Source organism: Lysinibacillus sp. CTST325, assembly GCF_054665055.1.
Genome location: NZ_BAAFHO010000001.1, coordinates 714,364 through 730,278, shown reverse-complemented (window position 1 = coordinate 730,278; position 15,915 = coordinate 714,364). Strand labels below are relative to the sequence as shown.

The window sequence follows — 15,915 nt, the reverse complement described above, 5'->3', positions numbered from 1 at the left end:
CACATAGGTCAGGCTATTCATTGATAATTCAAGCATTGCTTGTTACAATAAAAGAAACTATTGTTGTAAAGTTGGGAAAAACAGTGACAAAAATCTTAGCAAATTTAAAGAAAATTAATGATCTTATACAAACAGCAAAAAAACGTGCAAATCGTGAAACAGAAAAAGTCCAAATTATTGCAGTGACAAAAGAAGTTTCTGTAGAAAGAACACAAGAAGCAATTGATACAGGGCTTATGCATTTAGGTGAGAACCGTCCTGAAGGCTTAAATCGTAAAATTGAAACGATTCATGCTGATGTACATTGGCATTATATCGGATCTTTACAAACACGTAAGGTCAGACAAGTTATTAACAGTATTGATTATTTACATTCATTAGATCGTTTGAGTTTAGCTCAGGAAATTGAAAAAAGAGCAGACAAACCTGTAAAATGTTTTGTACAAGTTAATGTATCTGGCGAGGAAGCAAAACATGGTTTATCGATTGAAGAAGTTCTGCCTTTTATTGAATCATTAAAGGATTTTACAAAAATTCAAGTTGTTGGTTTAATGACAATGGCACCAAACACAGATGAGGATACAATTATTCGCTCTGTTTTTAAGCAATTAAAACAATGTCAACAGCAAATAGCCGAGCAAGGATTCGCGCACGCACCTTGTACCGAGTTATCAATGGGCATGTCTAATGACTTTGAAATTGCGGTAGAAGAAGGGGCTACATTTGTTCGAGTTGGAACGGCTCTTGTTGGAAATGAAAGAAGGGAACAGGATGAGCATGAAAAATAAAATTAAAAATTTCTTTTATCTTGAGGAAGAACTAGAAGAAGAAATCACGCAAGCTCCTATTCAACAGCAACAACCCGTACAACAACAGCAACAGATTCAATCTGCGAAGCCTAAAAAAGTTATGAAAGAGCGTAAAGCAGCGGTTCAGGAAATTTTTCCGCAAAGTACAGCACCTACAAATAACATAGTAAGTTTGCAGGCAGCCATGAATTCTAAAGGCGCAAAAGTTGTCTTAGTTGAACCTAGAGTTTATGCCGAAGCTCAGGATATTGCGGAACACTTAAAAAATAAGCGTGCAACGATTGTCAATTTACAACGTATTGAGCGAGAACAAGGTGTACGGATTATTGATTTTTTAAGTGGCACAGTTTATGCACTTAGCGGTGATATTCAAAGAATCGGTAAAGATATTTTCCTATGCACACCTGATAATGTAGAAGTGTCTGGCGAAATTTCGAATTTTATTTTAGACGATAATTAATAGCGAGGATTGTAGTTTATATGGATTTATGGATAATTCTAGGTTATATATCATTAGCATTTAACGTGTATTCTTATATGTTAGTTGGATATGTTTTAATGTCATGGGTGCCTGCTGTACAAGATTCAGCAATTGGCCGTTTCCTTAAAAAAGTATGTGAGCCTTATTTGGGGATTTTTAGAAAATTCATCCCTCCAATTGGGATGATTGACATTTCACCAATTGTGGCAATTTTTATGCTTACTTTTATTAAAAATGGGCTTTTTATTGTAATTCAAAAAATATTCTTTATGTTTTAATAAAAGAAATCCTCACGAACGGTGGGGATTTTTTATTTATGGGGAATACTTTTTAGATATCCTTAAAATACCAATGAAATGGTACAAGTAAAAGAGTGATAATAGAGGTGAAGTTATATGGAGCATTTAATACAGCATTTTAGGAAAGATGAACAGCCTTTCATTGAACAGGTTATAGGTTGGCAGCATGAGGTAGAGGATCGATATGCTCCAAAGCTTACTGATTTTTTAGATCCTCGGCAGCGCTTTATTGTAGCATCGATAATTGGACAGTATGACACATTAAAAACAGCTAGTGCTGGGCTCTTTGATGAAGCAGAAAGACAACGCATGCTGATTTATCCTACTTATTATGAGCCTATGGAGGAAGATTTTCAGCTTACAGTATTTACGATTCAATATCCTGTGAAATTTGTTCAATTAGGACATCCAGATGTCCTTGGAGCTTTGTTATCTTTAGGGTTGGAGCGTGGCAAATTCGGTGATATTCGTGTCAATGACCATCTTATACAATTTGTAGTAGCGATGGAGGTAGCTGATTATGTACGTTTACATTTAACAGGCATCGGCAAGGTAAAGGTTCATGTAGAATCGATTAAAGAGACGGAGCCATTGCTACAAAACGAGGATGAGTGGCTAGAAGAATCTCATACGGTTTCTTCTATGCGTTTAGATGTGATTATCTCAACGGTTTTAAAAATTTCTCGTCAGAAGGCACAAGCATTAATTACAGGTAAAAAGGTACGCGTCAATTGGGCTGAACGGGATTCAGTTGCTTTTGAATTACAAGAAGGAGATATTTTATCTGTACGTGGAAGCGGTCGAATAAAAATGATGATGACTGAAGGTCGTACAAAAAAAGATAAAATTCGTTTGCAAATCGGTCGATTGACCCCAAAAAGCTAAAAATCAAGTAAATTTCATTAATTTTTACTGCTAAGTTGTTGGAACAATTGTATAATAGAAAGTACGAATGTACATGTAAAGGAGAGAAGGATCGTATGCCGTTATCACCTATTGATATACATAATAAGGAGTTTACTAAATCTTTCAGAGGTTATGCTGAAGATGAAGTAAATGAATTTTTAGATCAAATTATCAAAGACTATGAAATTTTGTTACGTGAAAAAAAGGAAGTAGACAGACAACTAGAAATTTCCTTAGAGCAAGCGAGATATTTTAGCTCCTTAGAGGAAACGTTACAAAAATCAATTGTTGTTGCACAAGAAGCAGCTGATGAAGTACGAAGAAATTCGCAAAAAGAGGCTAAGCTCATTGTGAAGGAAGCAGAAAAAAATGCTGATCGTATTATCAATGAGGCTTTAACAAAGGCTCGAAAAGTGACAATTGAAATTGATGAGCTGAAAAAGCAGTCAAAGGTATTCCGTAATCGCTTTAAAATGCTTGTAGAGGCACAACTGGATTTACTAAATGCAGACGATTGGGATCATTTGCTACAATATGATATTGACCTTACTGAAATTCAAGCATCTGTTGAAGAAGCACAGGAAGCCGATCAAGTTTAATCGCTTTATTATGTAGCAATAAGTGAAACTTGACGTGATTGTTTGATTTTCATATACTATTGAAATAGTAATTAATTTGAACAGATATGCAAACAGGCAGAGACGAAGACAGTATTTGTTAGGCGTAGTTAAGCGATTTGGGGATAGTGTGAGCCCGAACAAGCAAATAACAATGAACATCACTTCTGAGCTAAAATAACTGAATGTAGTAAGTTATTTCGTGATGCACAACGTTAACGTGCTTAAGAGTGGTAGTACAATTTTGTGCTACAATTAGGGTGGTACCGCGAGTATAAGCTTCTCGTCCCTTTGAGGGATTGAGAGGCTTTTTTTTATGTTCAAATGGCGGAAGGCTTCCATTTTTATTCGTGTGGCCTATACTTTCGTTGTTGAAAAGTATTGATTTTGCCAATAACTAGAACTTAGGGATGGCATTTCTCAAAATGTATGCCGTGAATATAAGTTGATCGTCGCACACCCCAAAGAAAGCGCCAAGTCGAAACGGAATCAACCTTACGTTATGGTAATGAGTCTAATAACTGTCGTATGTGTGAATGAGCGCCTAAGTGCATATGTTCTTTGTTTGTAAACATAAAGGAGGAATTGAAAAATGGTTGAGTACAAAGATACTTTATTAATGCCAAAAACAGATTTCCCAATGCGTGGAAACTTACCGGCAAATGAACCGAAGATGCAAGAAAAATGGAATGAAATGGACATTAATAAATTACAGATGGAGCGTACAGAAGGACGCCCTGAGTATGTGTTACACGATGGACCTCCATATGCAAATGGTGATATCCATATCGGTCATGCTTTAAATAAAGTACTGAAAGATATGATTACGCGTCATCGCTCTATGACTGGCTACCATGTAAACTATATTCCAGGCTGGGATACACATGGTTTACCAATTGAGCAAGCACTTACGAACAAAGGTGTAAAGCGCAAAGAAATGACTGTTGCTGAATTCCGTAAATTATGTGAAGAGTATGCTTACGAGCAAATCGACAACCAACGTACACAATTCCGCCGTTTAGGTGTTCGTGGTGATTGGGAAAATCCATATATTACATTAAAGCCTGAATTTGAAGCACGTCAAATTGAAGTATTCGGAAAGATGGCTGAAAAAGGCTATATTTATAAAGGTTTAAAACCAGTTTACTGGTCTCCATCATCTGAATCTGCACTTGCAGAAGCAGAGATTGAATATCAAGATATTAAATCGCCTTCTATTTATGTAAGCTTTGCGCTTAAAGATGCTAAAGGTGTTGTCCCAGCAGATGCTAAAATGATCATTTGGACAACAACACCTTGGACAATTCCAGCAAACTTAGGGATTTCTGTGAACCCTGAATTTATCTATGTGGTAGTTGCTGTTGCCGATAAAAAATTCATCATCGCAAAAGAATTAGTAGAAACAGTTGCGAACGAACTTGAGTGGGAGTCATATGAAGTTGTTCAAGAAGTTAAAGGTGAAGCTTTAGATCGAATTGTTGCACAGCATCCATTCTATGACCGTGAATCTCTTGTGATGGTTGGAGAGCACGTCACTGCTGAAGCGGGTACTGGCTGTGTTCATACAGCACCAGGACACGGGGAAGACGACTATCATATTAGTAAGCTATATGGTTTACCAATTCTTAGCCCTGTTGATAATAGTGGTTGCTATACAGATGAAGCACCTGGTTTTGAAGGTGTATTCTACAATGATGCAAACAAATTAATCACAGAAAAATTAAAAGAAGTCGGTGCATTAGAAAAACTTAACTTCTTTACACACTCTTATCCACATGACTGGCGTACGAAAAAACCAGTTATTTATCGTGCAACACCACAATGGTTTGCGTCAATAGATGCATTCCGTGATGAGTTGCTAGACGCTGTAAAATCAACGACATTTACACCTGCTTGGGGTGAAACTCGTCTTTATAATATGATTCGTGACCGTGGAGACTGGGTAATTTCACGTCAGCGTGCATGGGGTGTACCAATTCCAATTTTCTATGCTGAAAATGGTGAGCCAATTATTACACCAGAAACAATTGCTCATATCTCTGCATTATTCCGTGAACATGGGTCAAATATTTGGTTCCAAAAAACAGCAAAAGAATTATTACCTGAAGGCTTCACACATGCAGGTAGCCCGAACGGTGAATTTACAAAAGAAAACGATATTATGGACGTTTGGTTTGACTCAGGTTCTTCTCACCAAGGTGTGCTAGTAGAACGTGGTATGAAATATCCAGCTGATTTATATTTAGAGGGCTCTGACCAACACCGTGGATGGTTCAACTCATCATTAATTACTTCTGTAGCTATTAATGGCTATGCACCATATAAGGGACTATTAACACATGGTTTCGTGCTAGATGGTGAAGGTCGTAAGATGAGTAAATCTTTAGGGAATGTAATTATCCCGAAAAAGGTTATGGATCAATACGGAGCAGATATTCTTCGTTTATGGGTTGCCTCTGTAGATTATACAGCCGACGTTCGTATCTCAATGGATATGTTGAAGCAAGTATCTGAAGTTTATCGAAAAATCCGTAACACATTCCGTTTCTTACACGGAAATGTAGCAGATTTCGATGCAACGAAAGATCGAGTAGCATATGAGGATCTTCGTGAAATGGATCAGTACGTTTATATGCGCTTGCAGGATGTATTAAAAACTGTACGTGCTGCATATGATCGCTATGATTTCGCAGCTGTTTATCATGCAGTGAATAACTTTGTTGCAGTAGAACTATCTTCATTCTATTTAGATATTGCAAAAGATGTTGTGTACATCGAAGGCCATGACAACAAAGACCGCCGTGCGATGCAAACAGTTATTTATGACACATTAATGACATTAGTAAAAGTAATGTCACCTATTATTCCTCATACAAGTGACGAGATGTGGTCTTATTTACATGCTCAAGGTGTTGTAGAAGAGGTATCTGTACAATTAACAGACTTCCCAGAGGTACATGAACATGAAAACTTCGAAAGTCTACGTGCAAAATGGGTGAAAATTATTGATGTTCGCGATGATATCTTAAAAGCATTAGAAGAAGCACGTAATGCAAAAACAATCGGTAAATCACTTGAAGCAAAAGTGACAGTTTATGCAAAAGAAGATGTGGCAGCATTATTAAATGATGCAAGCATTGATTTTGCACAGCTTTCAATCGTTTCTGCTTTTGAAGTAGCGTCAATTGATGCTGCACCTGCAGATGCATTAGCTCTAGAGCATGCATCGATTGTTGTAGAAAAAGCAACAGGTGAGAAATGTGAGCGTTGCTGGTCTATTTCTGAAACAGTCGGCTCAAATGAATCACAACCAACAGTGTGTGCTCGTTGTGCAGAAGTTGTAGCAAAGTATTACGCTTAAAAACAAGAATCTGCATTCTATATAATTAGTAACGCAAGTCTCCTTGGTGATGGGGGGCTTGCGTTTTTTATTTTGTCATTGAGGTCTAGCAGATTCTTTTTTGTAGTGGAGTGACTTGGATGCTTCATTTACGTGTTCTGAACTATTTAAATAATATTTCTTGCGTATTGCGGTAGTCTGTTGGGGATATACCGACATATTTCTTAAAAGTAAGGCTGAAATAATTAGGTGTGTTAAAGCCACAGATGAAGGAGATTTTTTCGATGGTGTAATCGTATTTTCGCAAATAGGGCAGTGACTTGATGATACGTGTAAAGGCTACATAATCCACAAAATTGCGACCAGTCTCTTTTTTAAACAATCTGCTAAAATGAGTAGCACTAAAGTTGATATATTTGGCAACATCACTGATCGTCAGTTGTTCATCAAAATGCTCCTCGATATATTGGATAGCCTTTTGGAGCTGTTCTTGCTTTGTTAAATCTTCATAAAATCGTATATGAATACTATGAACGGGCGGTTTCCTCCGTGCCTTTCGAGCTTGGCTATAGGATTCCTTGACTTGCATGGGGTCCTGAAAAACTCCACCAATCCCCATAAAAAGATGGATACAATAATCTTTTTTTAACACTTCAATAACCTCAAGTAAACAAGCGCCCCCCTCAGACCAATGCTTAAATGATGTGTATTCATTAGGAATGCGCATAAGCAACAGTAAATAACGTTCAAAATGTAAAAAGGATAGAGGTGCTTTATGAGCAAAGTTTTGGTGAAATACATTTGTTATAACACTGCTTGCATCATGAGGGATAGGTCCATCTTCATTTACATCTATATAGCCTTGGATTAAAAAGACGATATTTGGGATGCAATGCCTCGATAAGAAAGATGATGACTGGATTATTTCCTGCTCACTTTCAACCTCTCCTCGTATAAGCCGTTTTAAAAAAGCTTCTCGGAAGGGTGAAGTATGGTCTTGCGTAATTTGCTGCGATAACTCAAGCATTGTAAGAGTACTTGCCTGTTTTTCTTTGTAGGATGTATAAAGTTTTTTAACATTTCTTAGAAATTTTGCTTTCTGTAATGGCTTTATAAGAAGTGCGGGCAAATTTAGTTCAATTGCTATACCAGTTGAGTAAGTAAGGTGTTCTGCAACAATAGGGATAGTTATACTATTAGGATAATTTCTTTTTAACCGATTTATCTTTACCCAGTCAAATAAATGGTTGATTTCATAAACAATGATGGTGGAAGTCTCTGTTTTGGGTTCGTCACAGTTAATAAAGGTATTAGGTAAAAATTCTTCTAACCAGTAGTCCATTTGTTGTTTTTCATTTGAATTTTCAATGTACCAAACAATATTTAATATGCTAACATCTCCTTTCTATTGAAAATGGAAAAGAATAAAAATATTTTAACTTATAATAGCATTTTTTTGTACTAATACAGCAATATTTTGTAACTATTTTCTAGATTAAATAGAATAGAATAATTGTAGTGAATAATAATTTGAAATTTCAGATAATTATCCACTGATCCAGAAAGGGGGAGCTGAAATATGGCGGAAGTAGGGAGTCATGATTATGAATACGTGGAAGCTGGAACTGTAGATGTGAAGGATCTTCCATCGCTAGATGAAACTACGAACAAAATTATGAAAGATGAGTTTACTACAGGTTTTAGCTTAACGGTATTTTATTTCATTTTAATTTTTAGTATTCCAGTTATGAACTGGTTTGCTCCGGAGCTTGCTTTTAAGAAAATTTGGGGTGGTATAACAGTTACATGGTTTGTGACAACCGTCGTAATGATGTTAATGGCCTTTATTATTGCGTATGTGCATACAGCATTGTACGAAAAACGCCTAAAGAAATACGAAATACTAAATAAGTAGTTTCAGATTAGGGGGTATGTTGAATGATGAAAGCTCTATTAGAACCGAAGATGTTAATGACTATTGCTTTAATGGGGACAATTGTATACATTACGTATTTAACGAAAAGAAATGCAACGGCATCTGATTTCTTTGTTGGGGGACGAAGTTTTGGATGGTTTACAAATGGTTCTGCAATAGGAGGAGACTATTTAAGTGCAGCTACATTTCTTGGGATAGCTGGTTTAACTTTTCAATTAGGGTATGATGGTGCTTATTATGCATTTTGCTTTTCCATTGGATTAACGTTGTTAGCTATTTTTGTGGCAGGTCCATTAAGACGTTTTGGTGCATTTACCGTTGCCGATTTTTTAGCCTATCGTTTTCATAGTAGACGAGCTAGGCTAGTAGCAGTAGCTGTAGTTTTAGCGATTTCGGGTTTTTATGCAGCGCCACAATTATTAGGGGCAGCTCAAATTTTAAGTATGTTTTTTGGGACTTCATATGAATTCGGCATCATCTTTACTTGTATTGTAATGGTCTTCTATGTAGGGATAGGCGGTATGAAAGGAACAACAATCAACCAAGCTTTAGAGCTTTGGATTCGCCTTGGTGCGTTTGTTGTTATGTTGATTGCAGCAATGTATAGTGGTTTGCATTACGATAAAATTTTAGCTGCTATTAATTCATTCAGCGGTCCGATTGCAGGAACCTCACCATATGCACTAGATGGAAATGATGTTAATTTTGATGGTGCTGCATGGACCGGGACAGGCTTTTATTTCCCAACATTTTGGCAAACCATCAGTATGACAATAGGTTTAGCATTAGGTACAATTGGTTTGCCGCATATATTACTAAGATTTTATACGAATCCAAGTGCGAAGGCGGCTCGTAAATCAGCATTAATGGCGATCGGGATTGCCAGTACGTTTTTCTTATTAGCTGTATATTTAGGTGTTGTAGGTCGTTCTATTTTTATCTCGGGTACAGCAAGTGAGGAAGTAATGCGTGATCTAGTGCTTGGCGGGAACAATATGGTTATTCCTACGACAGCACTGGCACTAGGAGGTAAATGGCTGCTTGGGCTAGTCATAGCAGGTGCATTTGCGGCCATATTCTCGAATTTATCAGGGTTATTTATTACAAGCTCAGGTGCATTAGCCCATGATTTATATGCAAGTATTATGAAAAAGGATATTACAGAAAAACAACGAGTGATTGCAGGGAAAGTAGCGATTGTTATATTAGGTATTTTATATGGAGCATTGGGCTTACTAGTTAAGGATGCATCCATAGGACATTTAGTGGCACTAGCCTTTACTGTTGCGGCGAGTACCTTTACACCAATATTTATTTTAGGTATTTGGTGGAGAGGAATGACAGAAAAAGGAGCTATTGCAGGTTTACTCATTGGTCTTGGCGTATCTATGTGGATGATTTTTCTACCAGGAACATTACCAAGCTTCTTACAATTTAAAATCCCTGGCATAGTGACAGTACCAGTAGGCTTCTTATCCGTTGTTATTGTGTCATTATTAGATCGAAAAGTACCGGCTGATGTCAATGATTTCATGAAGCGTGTGCATTCAAAAGAGTCTGAAACAGCCTGAAACTTCTGTATCTGTATAACATTGAATAAAAATTGATAAGCTATTGCCATTACTTATGAAGTGATGGCAATAGCTTTTTTTGTAGGAACGAAAGTGACGGTAGAAGGGCCGAAGCGACGGAAGGAAGAGCCGAAGCGACGGAAGGAAGAGCCGAAGTGACGGAAAGAAGAGTCCAAACGACGGATAGAAAGGCTGAAGCGACGGATAAAAGAGTCAAAGTGATGGATAGAGCTGCAAAAGCGAGAAAAGAAGAGCTAGAATGACGGATTGAAGCCAGAGCGACGGATAGAAGAGTCGGAGCGATGGAAAGAAAGGTCAAAGCGACGGATGAAAATCAGAGCGACGGAAAGAAGAGCCGAAGTGACGGAAAGAAGGCCGAGAGCGACGGAAAGAAAGGTCAAAGCGACGGATGAAAATCAGAGCGACGGAAGGAAGAGCCAAAGCGACGGAAAGAAAGCCGAGAGCGAAGGAAGGAATGGCCGAAGTGACGGATGAAAATCAGAGCGATGGAAAGAAGAGCCGATGCGACGGAAAGAAATGTCAAAGCGATGGAAAGAAAGCCGAGAGCGACGGAATGAAAGGCCGAAGTGACGGATGAAAATCAGAGCGACGGAAAGAAGAGCCAAAGCGACGGAAAGAAGAGTCAAAGTGACGGATGAAAATCAGAGCGACGGAAAGAAGAGCCGAAGTGACGGAAAGAAGAGTCGAAGCGACGGATGAAAATCAGAGCGACGGAAGGAAGAGCCGAAGTGACGGAAAGAAAGGTCAAAGCGACGGAAAGAAAGCCGAGAGCGACGGAATGAAGGGCCAAAACGACGGATGAAAATCGGAGCGACGGAAAGAAAGGCAAAAGCGACGGATGAAAATCAAAGCGACGGAAAGAAGAGCCGATGCGACGGAAAGAAAGGTCAAAGCGACGGAAAGAAAGCCGAGAGCGACGGAAGGAAGAGCCGAAGCGACGGAAAGAAGAGTCCAAACGACGGATAGAAAGTCCAAAACGATGGATAGAGCCGCCAAAACGATGGATAGAACCACCAAAATCATGGATAGAACCGCCAAAACCGTGGATAGAATCACCAAAATCATGGATAGAACCGCCAAAACGACGGATAACTCAACATACATCCGCAAGAAAGCGCCAATCGGAGCAAAAATCAACCCCACGCAATGGTATTCATCTATATTTTAATGCTATATTAGTTATTCTGAGATGGGCTGTTATGGTAGAATAGGTTAGATGTTGAGCGAACGGAGGAGTGTCTGTGTATAAATATTATGGATTGGCCGTATTCGTAGTTATTTTAGATCAGTGGACAAAATGGCTAATTGTGAAAAATATGGAGTTTGGCGAACGAATTTCAGTATGGGATCCGTGGTTTGGGATATTGTCTCATCGTAATAGAGGAGCGGCATGGGGTATGCTCGAAGGACAAATGTGGTTATTTAGCATTGTCACGATAGGCGTTATTTGTGCTATCCTATACTTTTATCATAAAGAGGCTAAAGGTAAACCTATTTTTCAAATAGGCTTAATGCTTTTATTAGGTGGAGCTGTAGGTAATTTTATTGACCGTATCTTTAGAGGTGAAGTGGTCGATTTTGTAAGTGTCTTAATTCCAGTAATTAATTATAATTTCCCAATCTTCAATATTGCAGATGCTGCTTTAACAATGGCGGTAGTAATATTAATGATTGGCTTAATCGTTGAAGAGAAAAAAGGAAAGAAACAGGTGAAAGAATGACGCAAGTATCATATACAATGGAAGAACAACAACAGGGAGAGCGCATTGATAAGGCGCTTTCGGGCGTGCAATCAGAGTGGTCGCGTACACAAATCGGGAATTGGATTACTGAGGGTATTGTCAAAGTAAATGGAGAGACAGTCAAGGCGAAGTATAAGGTAAAAGTAGGGGATATCGTAGAAATTGATGTACCCGAAGCAGAGCCATTAGATGTTATTGCTGAAAACTTAGAGCTTGATATTGTTTATGAAGATGCAGATGTTCTTGTTGTAAATAAACCAAAGGGCATGGTTGTCCATCCAGCACCTGGACATATGACAGGTACGCTTGTAAACGGCTTAATGTATCATTGTCAGGATCTATCAGGTATCAATGGCATTATGCGACCAGGAATTGTTCACCGTATCGATAAAGATACATCAGGATTATTAATGGTTGCTAAAAATGACACAGCTCATGAATCGTTAGTGAATCAGCTAGTCAATAAAACAGTGACACGTAAATATACTGCGCTAGTTCACGGGCATATTGCACATGATAAAGGAACAATTGATGCACCGATTGGTCGCGATCAAAAGGATCGTCAAAAACAAGCAGTTGTCGATAAAGGGAAGCATGCAGTAACTCACTTCCAAGTTATCGAACGCTTTGGTGAATATACTCTTGTAGAATGTCGTTTAGAAACGGGACGAACTCATCAAATTCGTGTGCATATGAATTATATTGGATTCCCACTTGTTGGTGATCCAAAATATGGACAAAAAAAGACAATTGACTTTGGTGGACAAGTATTACACGCGGGTGTATTAGGCTTCGATCATCCTACATCAGGTGAATATTTGCAGTTTGAAGCACCAATTCCTGCTGATTATGAACAATTATTAAATGATTTAAGAAATAGTCATTGACGTATAGTAAAAGAAGGTCTATACTAACGAAAGTGAATGAACAACTTAACTAAATATTCACCTTTAATGACAGTCCAGAGAGGCTGAGAAGGTACATGTGAATGTGTTGTAAAAAATTTGTGCTGCAAATTTTTCAACATACTATTTAAACACGTATATAACCCTCTCAGGCCATTCGCCTTGAGAGGTTTTTTTATGGACACATGACCAACAATATATAAAAGAGAGGAGGAAACTTACATGGCACAAAATGAGCTATTAGATAGCCCATCTATGGCAAGAGCGTTAACACGCATTGCACACGAAATTATTGAACGTAATAAAGGTATCGATGAATGTATTCTAGTTGGTATTAAAACACGAGGTGCCTTTCTTGCAAGACGCCTTGCAGAACGAATTGAAAAAATTGAAGGCAAACCAATCCGTACGGGGGAGCTAGACATCACTCTCTATCGAGATGATTTAACGACAAAGCATGATAATGAACAGGCACATGTTGAACAGGTAGATATTGATGATGTGGTCGTTAATCAAAAAATTATTTTAGTCGATGATGTACTTTATACTGGGCGTACAGTACGCGCTGCACTTGATGCAGTAATGGATTTAGGGCGACCTGCACAAATTCAACTTGCAGTACTAATTGATAGAGGTCATAGAGAACTACCAATTAGAGCTGATTATGTTGGCAAAAATGTACCAACATCTGGCGCTGAGCGTATTGTCGTAAATTTACAAGAGGTAGACGGAGAAGATTGCGTCATCATTTTTAAAGAAGATTAACTATAAAGTGAGGAAACCTTATGTCAAATGCAGTATTAGATATTAAAGATAAACCGACCCCAGTCCAACTAGTGACATTAAGTTTCCAGCACATGTTTGCCATGTTTGGGTCAACGATCTTAGTTCCTCAGTTGGTTGGTCTTAGTCCAGCGATTGCCCTTTTAACAAGTGGAATTGCTACACTGTTCTTCTTATTAATTACGAAATTTCAAGTGCCAGCATATTTAGGTTCATCCTTTGCCTTTATCGCCCCGATTTTACTTGCAGCAGGTGGTTTAAATAAAGATGGTTCAAGTGTAAATCCAGGTCATGCGATGATTGGTGCAATGGCAGTCGGGATTACGTATGGTATCGTATCCCTAATCATCTGGAAAAGCGGCTATAAATGGATTATGAAAATTTTACCTCCGATTGTAGTAGGACCTGTCATTATGGTAATTGGTCTTGGATTATCAGGGACAGCGGTAAATATGGCGATGAACGTTGATGGTAAATATAGCTTTTTACACTTCTCAGCAGCGTTAGTGACATTATTTACAGCTATTATTTTCACGATTTTCTTTAGAGGTATTTTAAGCACAATGCCAATCTTAATTGGTTTAATCGTAGGATATATTTACTCAATGATGATCGGAATTGTAGATTATTCACCAATTGCCAAAGCAGATGTTTTTGCAAAGCCTGAGTTTTTAATCCCAGGTGTTCACTACGACTTTGAAATCACAACCAAGCTACTCCTAACGATGGTACCAATCGTTATCGTAACTATTTCAGAACATATCGGTCACCAGTTAGTATTAGGGAAAGTTGTTAATCGAGATTATATTAAAGAGCCAGGCTTACACCGTTCACTTTTAGGGGACGGAATTGGAACATTTATTAGTGCATTAATCGGTGGTCCACCGAAAACAACTTACGGTGAAAATATCGGTGTTCTTGCTATCACACGTGTTTACAGTGTGTATGTCATTGCAGGTGCAGCAGTCGTAGCAATTTTACTATCATTCTTCGGGAAAGCAATGGCAGTTATTGCAACAATCCCAACAGCTGTACTTGGTGGGGTTTCCATCTTGCTCTTCGGTATCATTGCAGCAAGTGGATTACGAATGTTAGTTGATAATCATATCGACTTTGGGAATAGTCGTAACTTGGTTATTGCCTCTGTTATTTTAGTCATTGGCATCGGTGGAGCGAAGTTCGTTATTTCGGAATCACTAAGTATTGAAGGGATGGCATTAGCAGCGATTATCGGTGTTGTTTTAAATGCCATTCTACCAGGTAAAAAAGAAGCGGATATACCAGTACCGTACAATCAAAATAAAAATTCATAGAAGTACCTTTTAATGAATTGTCCAGAGAGGCAAAAAAAGGGAAGTTGTAGACAGTCTAAAAGTAGGAGTGTATCCTGCTGTAGTTTGTCGCGCCTCCTTATGCCTCGTTGATGACATCAACGGGGCTTTTATTATCTTCATTCATCCCACCCCTGAAGATGAGATGAATGAAGATAAAGCCTCCGGCGGATGTCACGGATTTTGAATTGTGCTCGCACAATTCAAAATCCGGACGCAATTACGCTAAGGCGAAATTGATTTTAGCGAACGTTATACATAACGTTCATGAAACACAACCCAGTGGAGGTACATGATGAAGAACTTATTATCGATGGAACATTTAACAATTGAAGAAATTAACCACATTCTAGATCGAGCGCAAGCTTTTGAGAATGGTGAAGCATCATCATTATCTCGCCCATACAACGTCGCAAATTTATTTTTCGAACCAAGTACGCGCACGAAAACAAGCTTTGAAATGGCAGAGCGTAAAGTTGGCTGTATCGTGATCCCATTTGACGGTAGCTTTTCAAGTGTCTCAAAAGGAGAGACATTGTACGATACGGTAAAGACGTTGGAAATGATTGGTATGGATGCAGTAGTCATTCGCGCAAAGGAAGATGCGTATTACAATGAACTACTTGAAGGCATCGATGTATCCATTATTAATGGAGGTGACGGCACTGGTCAGCATCCGTCTCAATCATTATTAGATCTTTATACAATCAAAAAAGAGTTTGGTTCTTTTGAAGGGTTGAATGTGACAATCACTGGAGATATATGTCATAGTCGTGTAGCGAAATCGAATGCGTTAGCGTTACAGCGCTTAGGGGCAAATGTACATTTCCTTTGTCCGGAAGAGTGGGCAGGTAGTTTCGAAGCGCATCATTCTTGGGATGATTTAATCGAAATAAGCGATGTGATTATGTTACTTCGTGTGCAGCATGAACGCCATAAGGTAAATAAAAGCTTCTCAAAAGAGAGCTATCATCAAGAGTACGGTTTAACAATTGAACGTGAGAAACAAATGAAGGAAAAGGCAATTATTATGCATCCAGCACCGGTCAATCGTGATGTGGAAATTGCGTCAGAGCTAGTAGAATGTGAGCGTTCTAGAATTTTCGAGCAGGTTCGTAATGGTGTCTATACACGGATGGCTATTCTTGAAACAATTTTAAAGGGGAGAGAGTAA

The 15,915-nt window shown here is 38.4% G+C and carries 19 protein-coding genes and 1 other annotated feature; of the genes, 14 read left to right on the top strand and 5 right to left on the bottom strand.

Annotated features, from left to right (window positions below):
* Nucleotides 1–83 precede the first annotated feature (83 nt).
* The 6 genes from ACYQ73_RS03650 (at nt 84) to ileS (ending at nt 6,473) form a co-directional block, all read left to right on the top strand.
* Nucleotides 84–788: a YggS family pyridoxal phosphate-dependent enzyme gene (locus ACYQ73_RS03650; protein WP_460011190.1), complete on the top strand. Its 705-nt coding sequence runs from the start codon at nt 84–86 to the stop codon at nt 786–788.
* A complete protein-coding gene (locus ACYQ73_RS03645) occupies nt 772–1,269 on the top strand; it encodes a cell division protein SepF (RefSeq protein ID WP_460011189.1) in 498 nt (165 codons plus the stop codon). Before ACYQ73_RS03650 ends, ACYQ73_RS03645 begins: the two co-directional genes overlap by 17 nt.
* Nucleotides 1,270–1,289: 20 nt before the next feature.
* On the top strand, nt 1,290–1,568 hold the full coding sequence (locus ACYQ73_RS03640) for a YggT family protein (RefSeq protein WP_460011188.1): 279 nt from the start codon (nt 1,290–1,292) through the stop codon (nt 1,566–1,568).
* A gap of 117 nt (nt 1,569–1,685) precedes the next feature.
* Entirely contained in the window at nt 1,686–2,474 is a 789-nt protein-coding gene (locus tag ACYQ73_RS03635) for a YlmH family RNA-binding protein (protein WP_460011187.1), read from the top strand.
* Nucleotides 2,475–2,569: 95 nt separating this feature from the next.
* Nucleotides 2,570–3,094: a DivIVA domain-containing protein gene (locus ACYQ73_RS03630; RefSeq protein ID WP_460011186.1), complete on the top strand. Its 525-nt coding sequence runs from the start codon at nt 2,570–2,572 to the stop codon at nt 3,092–3,094.
* 90 nt (nt 3,095–3,184) lie between these two features.
* Nucleotides 3,185–3,406: a binding site (T-box leader), on the top strand.
* 298 nt (nt 3,407–3,704) lie between these two features.
* Complete coding sequence (gene ileS, locus ACYQ73_RS03625; RefSeq protein ID WP_460011185.1) at nt 3,705–6,473, top strand: isoleucine--tRNA ligase; 2,769 nt, start codon at nt 3,705–3,707, stop codon at nt 6,471–6,473.
* A gap of 142 nt (nt 6,474–6,615) precedes the next feature.
* Here ileS and ACYQ73_RS03620 read toward each other — a convergent pair whose 3' ends face one another.
* A complete protein-coding gene (locus ACYQ73_RS03620; RefSeq protein WP_460011184.1) occupies nt 6,616–7,794 on the bottom strand; it encodes a helix-turn-helix transcriptional regulator in 1,179 nt (392 codons plus the stop codon).
* A 237-nt stretch (nt 7,795–8,031) separates the two neighbouring features.
* Between ACYQ73_RS03620 and ACYQ73_RS03615 the strand changes: the two genes are divergently transcribed.
* Both ACYQ73_RS03615 and ACYQ73_RS03610 read left to right on the top strand, forming a co-directional pair.
* Complete coding sequence (locus tag ACYQ73_RS03615) at nt 8,032–8,367, top strand: hypothetical protein (protein ID WP_460011183.1); 336 nt, start codon at nt 8,032–8,034, stop codon at nt 8,365–8,367.
* Nucleotides 8,368–8,390: 23 nt separating this feature from the next.
* Nucleotides 8,391–9,959 (top strand): sodium/solute symporter, encoded by a 1,569-nt coding sequence (locus ACYQ73_RS03610; RefSeq protein ID WP_460011182.1) that lies wholly within the window; start codon nt 8,391–8,393, stop codon nt 9,957–9,959.
* A 49-nt stretch (nt 9,960–10,008) separates the two neighbouring features.
* Here ACYQ73_RS03610 and ACYQ73_RS03605 read toward each other — a convergent pair whose 3' ends face one another.
* From ACYQ73_RS03605 to ACYQ73_RS03590, 4 genes are read right to left on the bottom strand one after another with little or no spacing between them, the layout of a single operon-like run.
* Nucleotides 10,009–10,278 carry a hypothetical protein gene (locus ACYQ73_RS03605; protein ID WP_460011181.1) on the bottom strand — a complete coding sequence of 90 codons (270 nt, stop codon included), beginning with the start codon at nt 10,276–10,278 and terminating at the stop codon, nt 10,009–10,011.
* Nucleotides 10,275–10,400 carry a hypothetical protein gene (locus ACYQ73_RS03600; RefSeq protein WP_460011180.1) on the bottom strand — a complete coding sequence of 42 codons (126 nt, stop codon included), beginning with the start codon at nt 10,398–10,400 and terminating at the stop codon, nt 10,275–10,277. Before ACYQ73_RS03600 ends, ACYQ73_RS03605 begins: the two co-directional genes overlap by 4 nt.
* Nucleotides 10,376–10,606: a hypothetical protein gene (locus ACYQ73_RS03595; protein ID WP_460011179.1), complete on the bottom strand. Its 231-nt coding sequence runs from the start codon at nt 10,604–10,606 to the stop codon at nt 10,376–10,378. Before ACYQ73_RS03595 ends, ACYQ73_RS03600 begins: the two co-directional genes overlap by 25 nt.
* Nucleotides 10,603–10,935: a hypothetical protein gene (locus tag ACYQ73_RS03590; protein WP_460011178.1), complete on the bottom strand. Its 333-nt coding sequence runs from the start codon at nt 10,933–10,935 to the stop codon at nt 10,603–10,605. Before ACYQ73_RS03590 ends, ACYQ73_RS03595 begins: the two co-directional genes overlap by 4 nt.
* A gap of 24 nt (nt 10,936–10,959) precedes the next feature.
* On the opposite strand from ACYQ73_RS03590, the gene ACYQ73_RS03585 reads away from it, so the two are divergent.
* The 6 genes from ACYQ73_RS03585 (at nt 10,960) to ACYQ73_RS03560 (ending at nt 15,915) form a co-directional block, all read left to right on the top strand.
* On the top strand, nt 10,960–11,148 hold the full coding sequence (locus ACYQ73_RS03585; protein ID WP_460011177.1) for a hypothetical protein: 189 nt from the start codon (nt 10,960–10,962) through the stop codon (nt 11,146–11,148).
* A 73-nt stretch (nt 11,149–11,221) separates the two neighbouring features.
* Nucleotides 11,222–11,701: a signal peptidase II gene (lspA, locus tag ACYQ73_RS03580; protein ID WP_460011176.1), complete on the top strand. Its 480-nt coding sequence runs from the start codon at nt 11,222–11,224 to the stop codon at nt 11,699–11,701.
* On the top strand, nt 11,698–12,609 hold the full coding sequence (locus tag ACYQ73_RS03575; RefSeq protein WP_460011175.1) for an RluA family pseudouridine synthase: 912 nt from the start codon (nt 11,698–11,700) through the stop codon (nt 12,607–12,609). The genes lspA and ACYQ73_RS03575 overlap by 4 nt, the downstream gene beginning before the upstream one ends.
* A gap of 240 nt (nt 12,610–12,849) precedes the next feature.
* Nucleotides 12,850–13,392, top strand: a complete 543-nt coding sequence (gene pyrR, locus ACYQ73_RS03570) for a bifunctional pyr operon transcriptional regulator/uracil phosphoribosyltransferase PyrR (RefSeq protein WP_460011174.1) — start codon at nt 12,850–12,852, stop codon at nt 13,390–13,392.
* 20 nt (nt 13,393–13,412) lie between these two features.
* Nucleotides 13,413–14,723: a solute carrier family 23 protein gene (locus ACYQ73_RS03565; RefSeq protein ID WP_460011173.1), complete on the top strand. Its 1,311-nt coding sequence runs from the start codon at nt 13,413–13,415 to the stop codon at nt 14,721–14,723.
* A 313-nt stretch (nt 14,724–15,036) separates the two neighbouring features.
* Nucleotides 15,037–15,915, top strand: coding sequence for an aspartate carbamoyltransferase catalytic subunit (locus tag ACYQ73_RS03560; protein ID WP_460011172.1), 879 nt, complete (start codon nt 15,037–15,039; stop codon nt 15,913–15,915).

Bases quoted from the DNA above. Each gene is read 5' to 3' on its own strand.
- ACYQ73_RS03645 (WP_460011189.1), top strand. From the start codon at position 772: ATGAGCATGAAAAATAAAATTAAAAATTTCTTTTATCTTGAGGAAGAA.
- ACYQ73_RS03640 (WP_460011188.1), top strand. From the start codon at position 1,290: ATGGATTTATGGATAATTCTAGGTTATATATCATTAGCATTTAACGTG.
- ACYQ73_RS03635 (WP_460011187.1), top strand. From the start codon at position 1,686: ATGGAGCATTTAATACAGCATTTTAGGAAAGATGAACAGCCTTTCATT.
- ACYQ73_RS03630 (WP_460011186.1), top strand. From the start codon at position 2,570: ATGCCGTTATCACCTATTGATATACATAATAAGGAGTTTACTAAATCT.
- ileS (WP_460011185.1), top strand. From the start codon at position 3,705: ATGGTTGAGTACAAAGATACTTTATTAATGCCAAAAACAGATTTCCCA.
- ACYQ73_RS03620 (WP_460011184.1), bottom strand. From the start codon at position 7,794: ATGGACTACTGGTTAGAAGAATTTTTACCTAATACCTTTATTAACTGT.
- ACYQ73_RS03615 (WP_460011183.1), top strand. From the start codon at position 8,032: ATGGCGGAAGTAGGGAGTCATGATTATGAATACGTGGAAGCTGGAACT.
- ACYQ73_RS03610 (WP_460011182.1), top strand. From the start codon at position 8,391: ATGATGAAAGCTCTATTAGAACCGAAGATGTTAATGACTATTGCTTTA.
- ACYQ73_RS03585 (WP_460011177.1), top strand. From the start codon at position 10,960: ATGGATAGAGCCGCCAAAACGATGGATAGAACCACCAAAATCATGGAT.
- ACYQ73_RS03575 (WP_460011175.1), top strand. From the start codon at position 11,698: ATGACGCAAGTATCATATACAATGGAAGAACAACAACAGGGAGAGCGC.
- pyrR (WP_460011174.1), top strand. From the start codon at position 12,850: ATGGCACAAAATGAGCTATTAGATAGCCCATCTATGGCAAGAGCGTTA.
- ACYQ73_RS03565 (WP_460011173.1), top strand. From the start codon at position 13,413: ATGTCAAATGCAGTATTAGATATTAAAGATAAACCGACCCCAGTCCAA.
- ACYQ73_RS03560 (WP_460011172.1), top strand. From the start codon at position 15,037: ATGAAGAACTTATTATCGATGGAACATTTAACAATTGAAGAAATTAAC.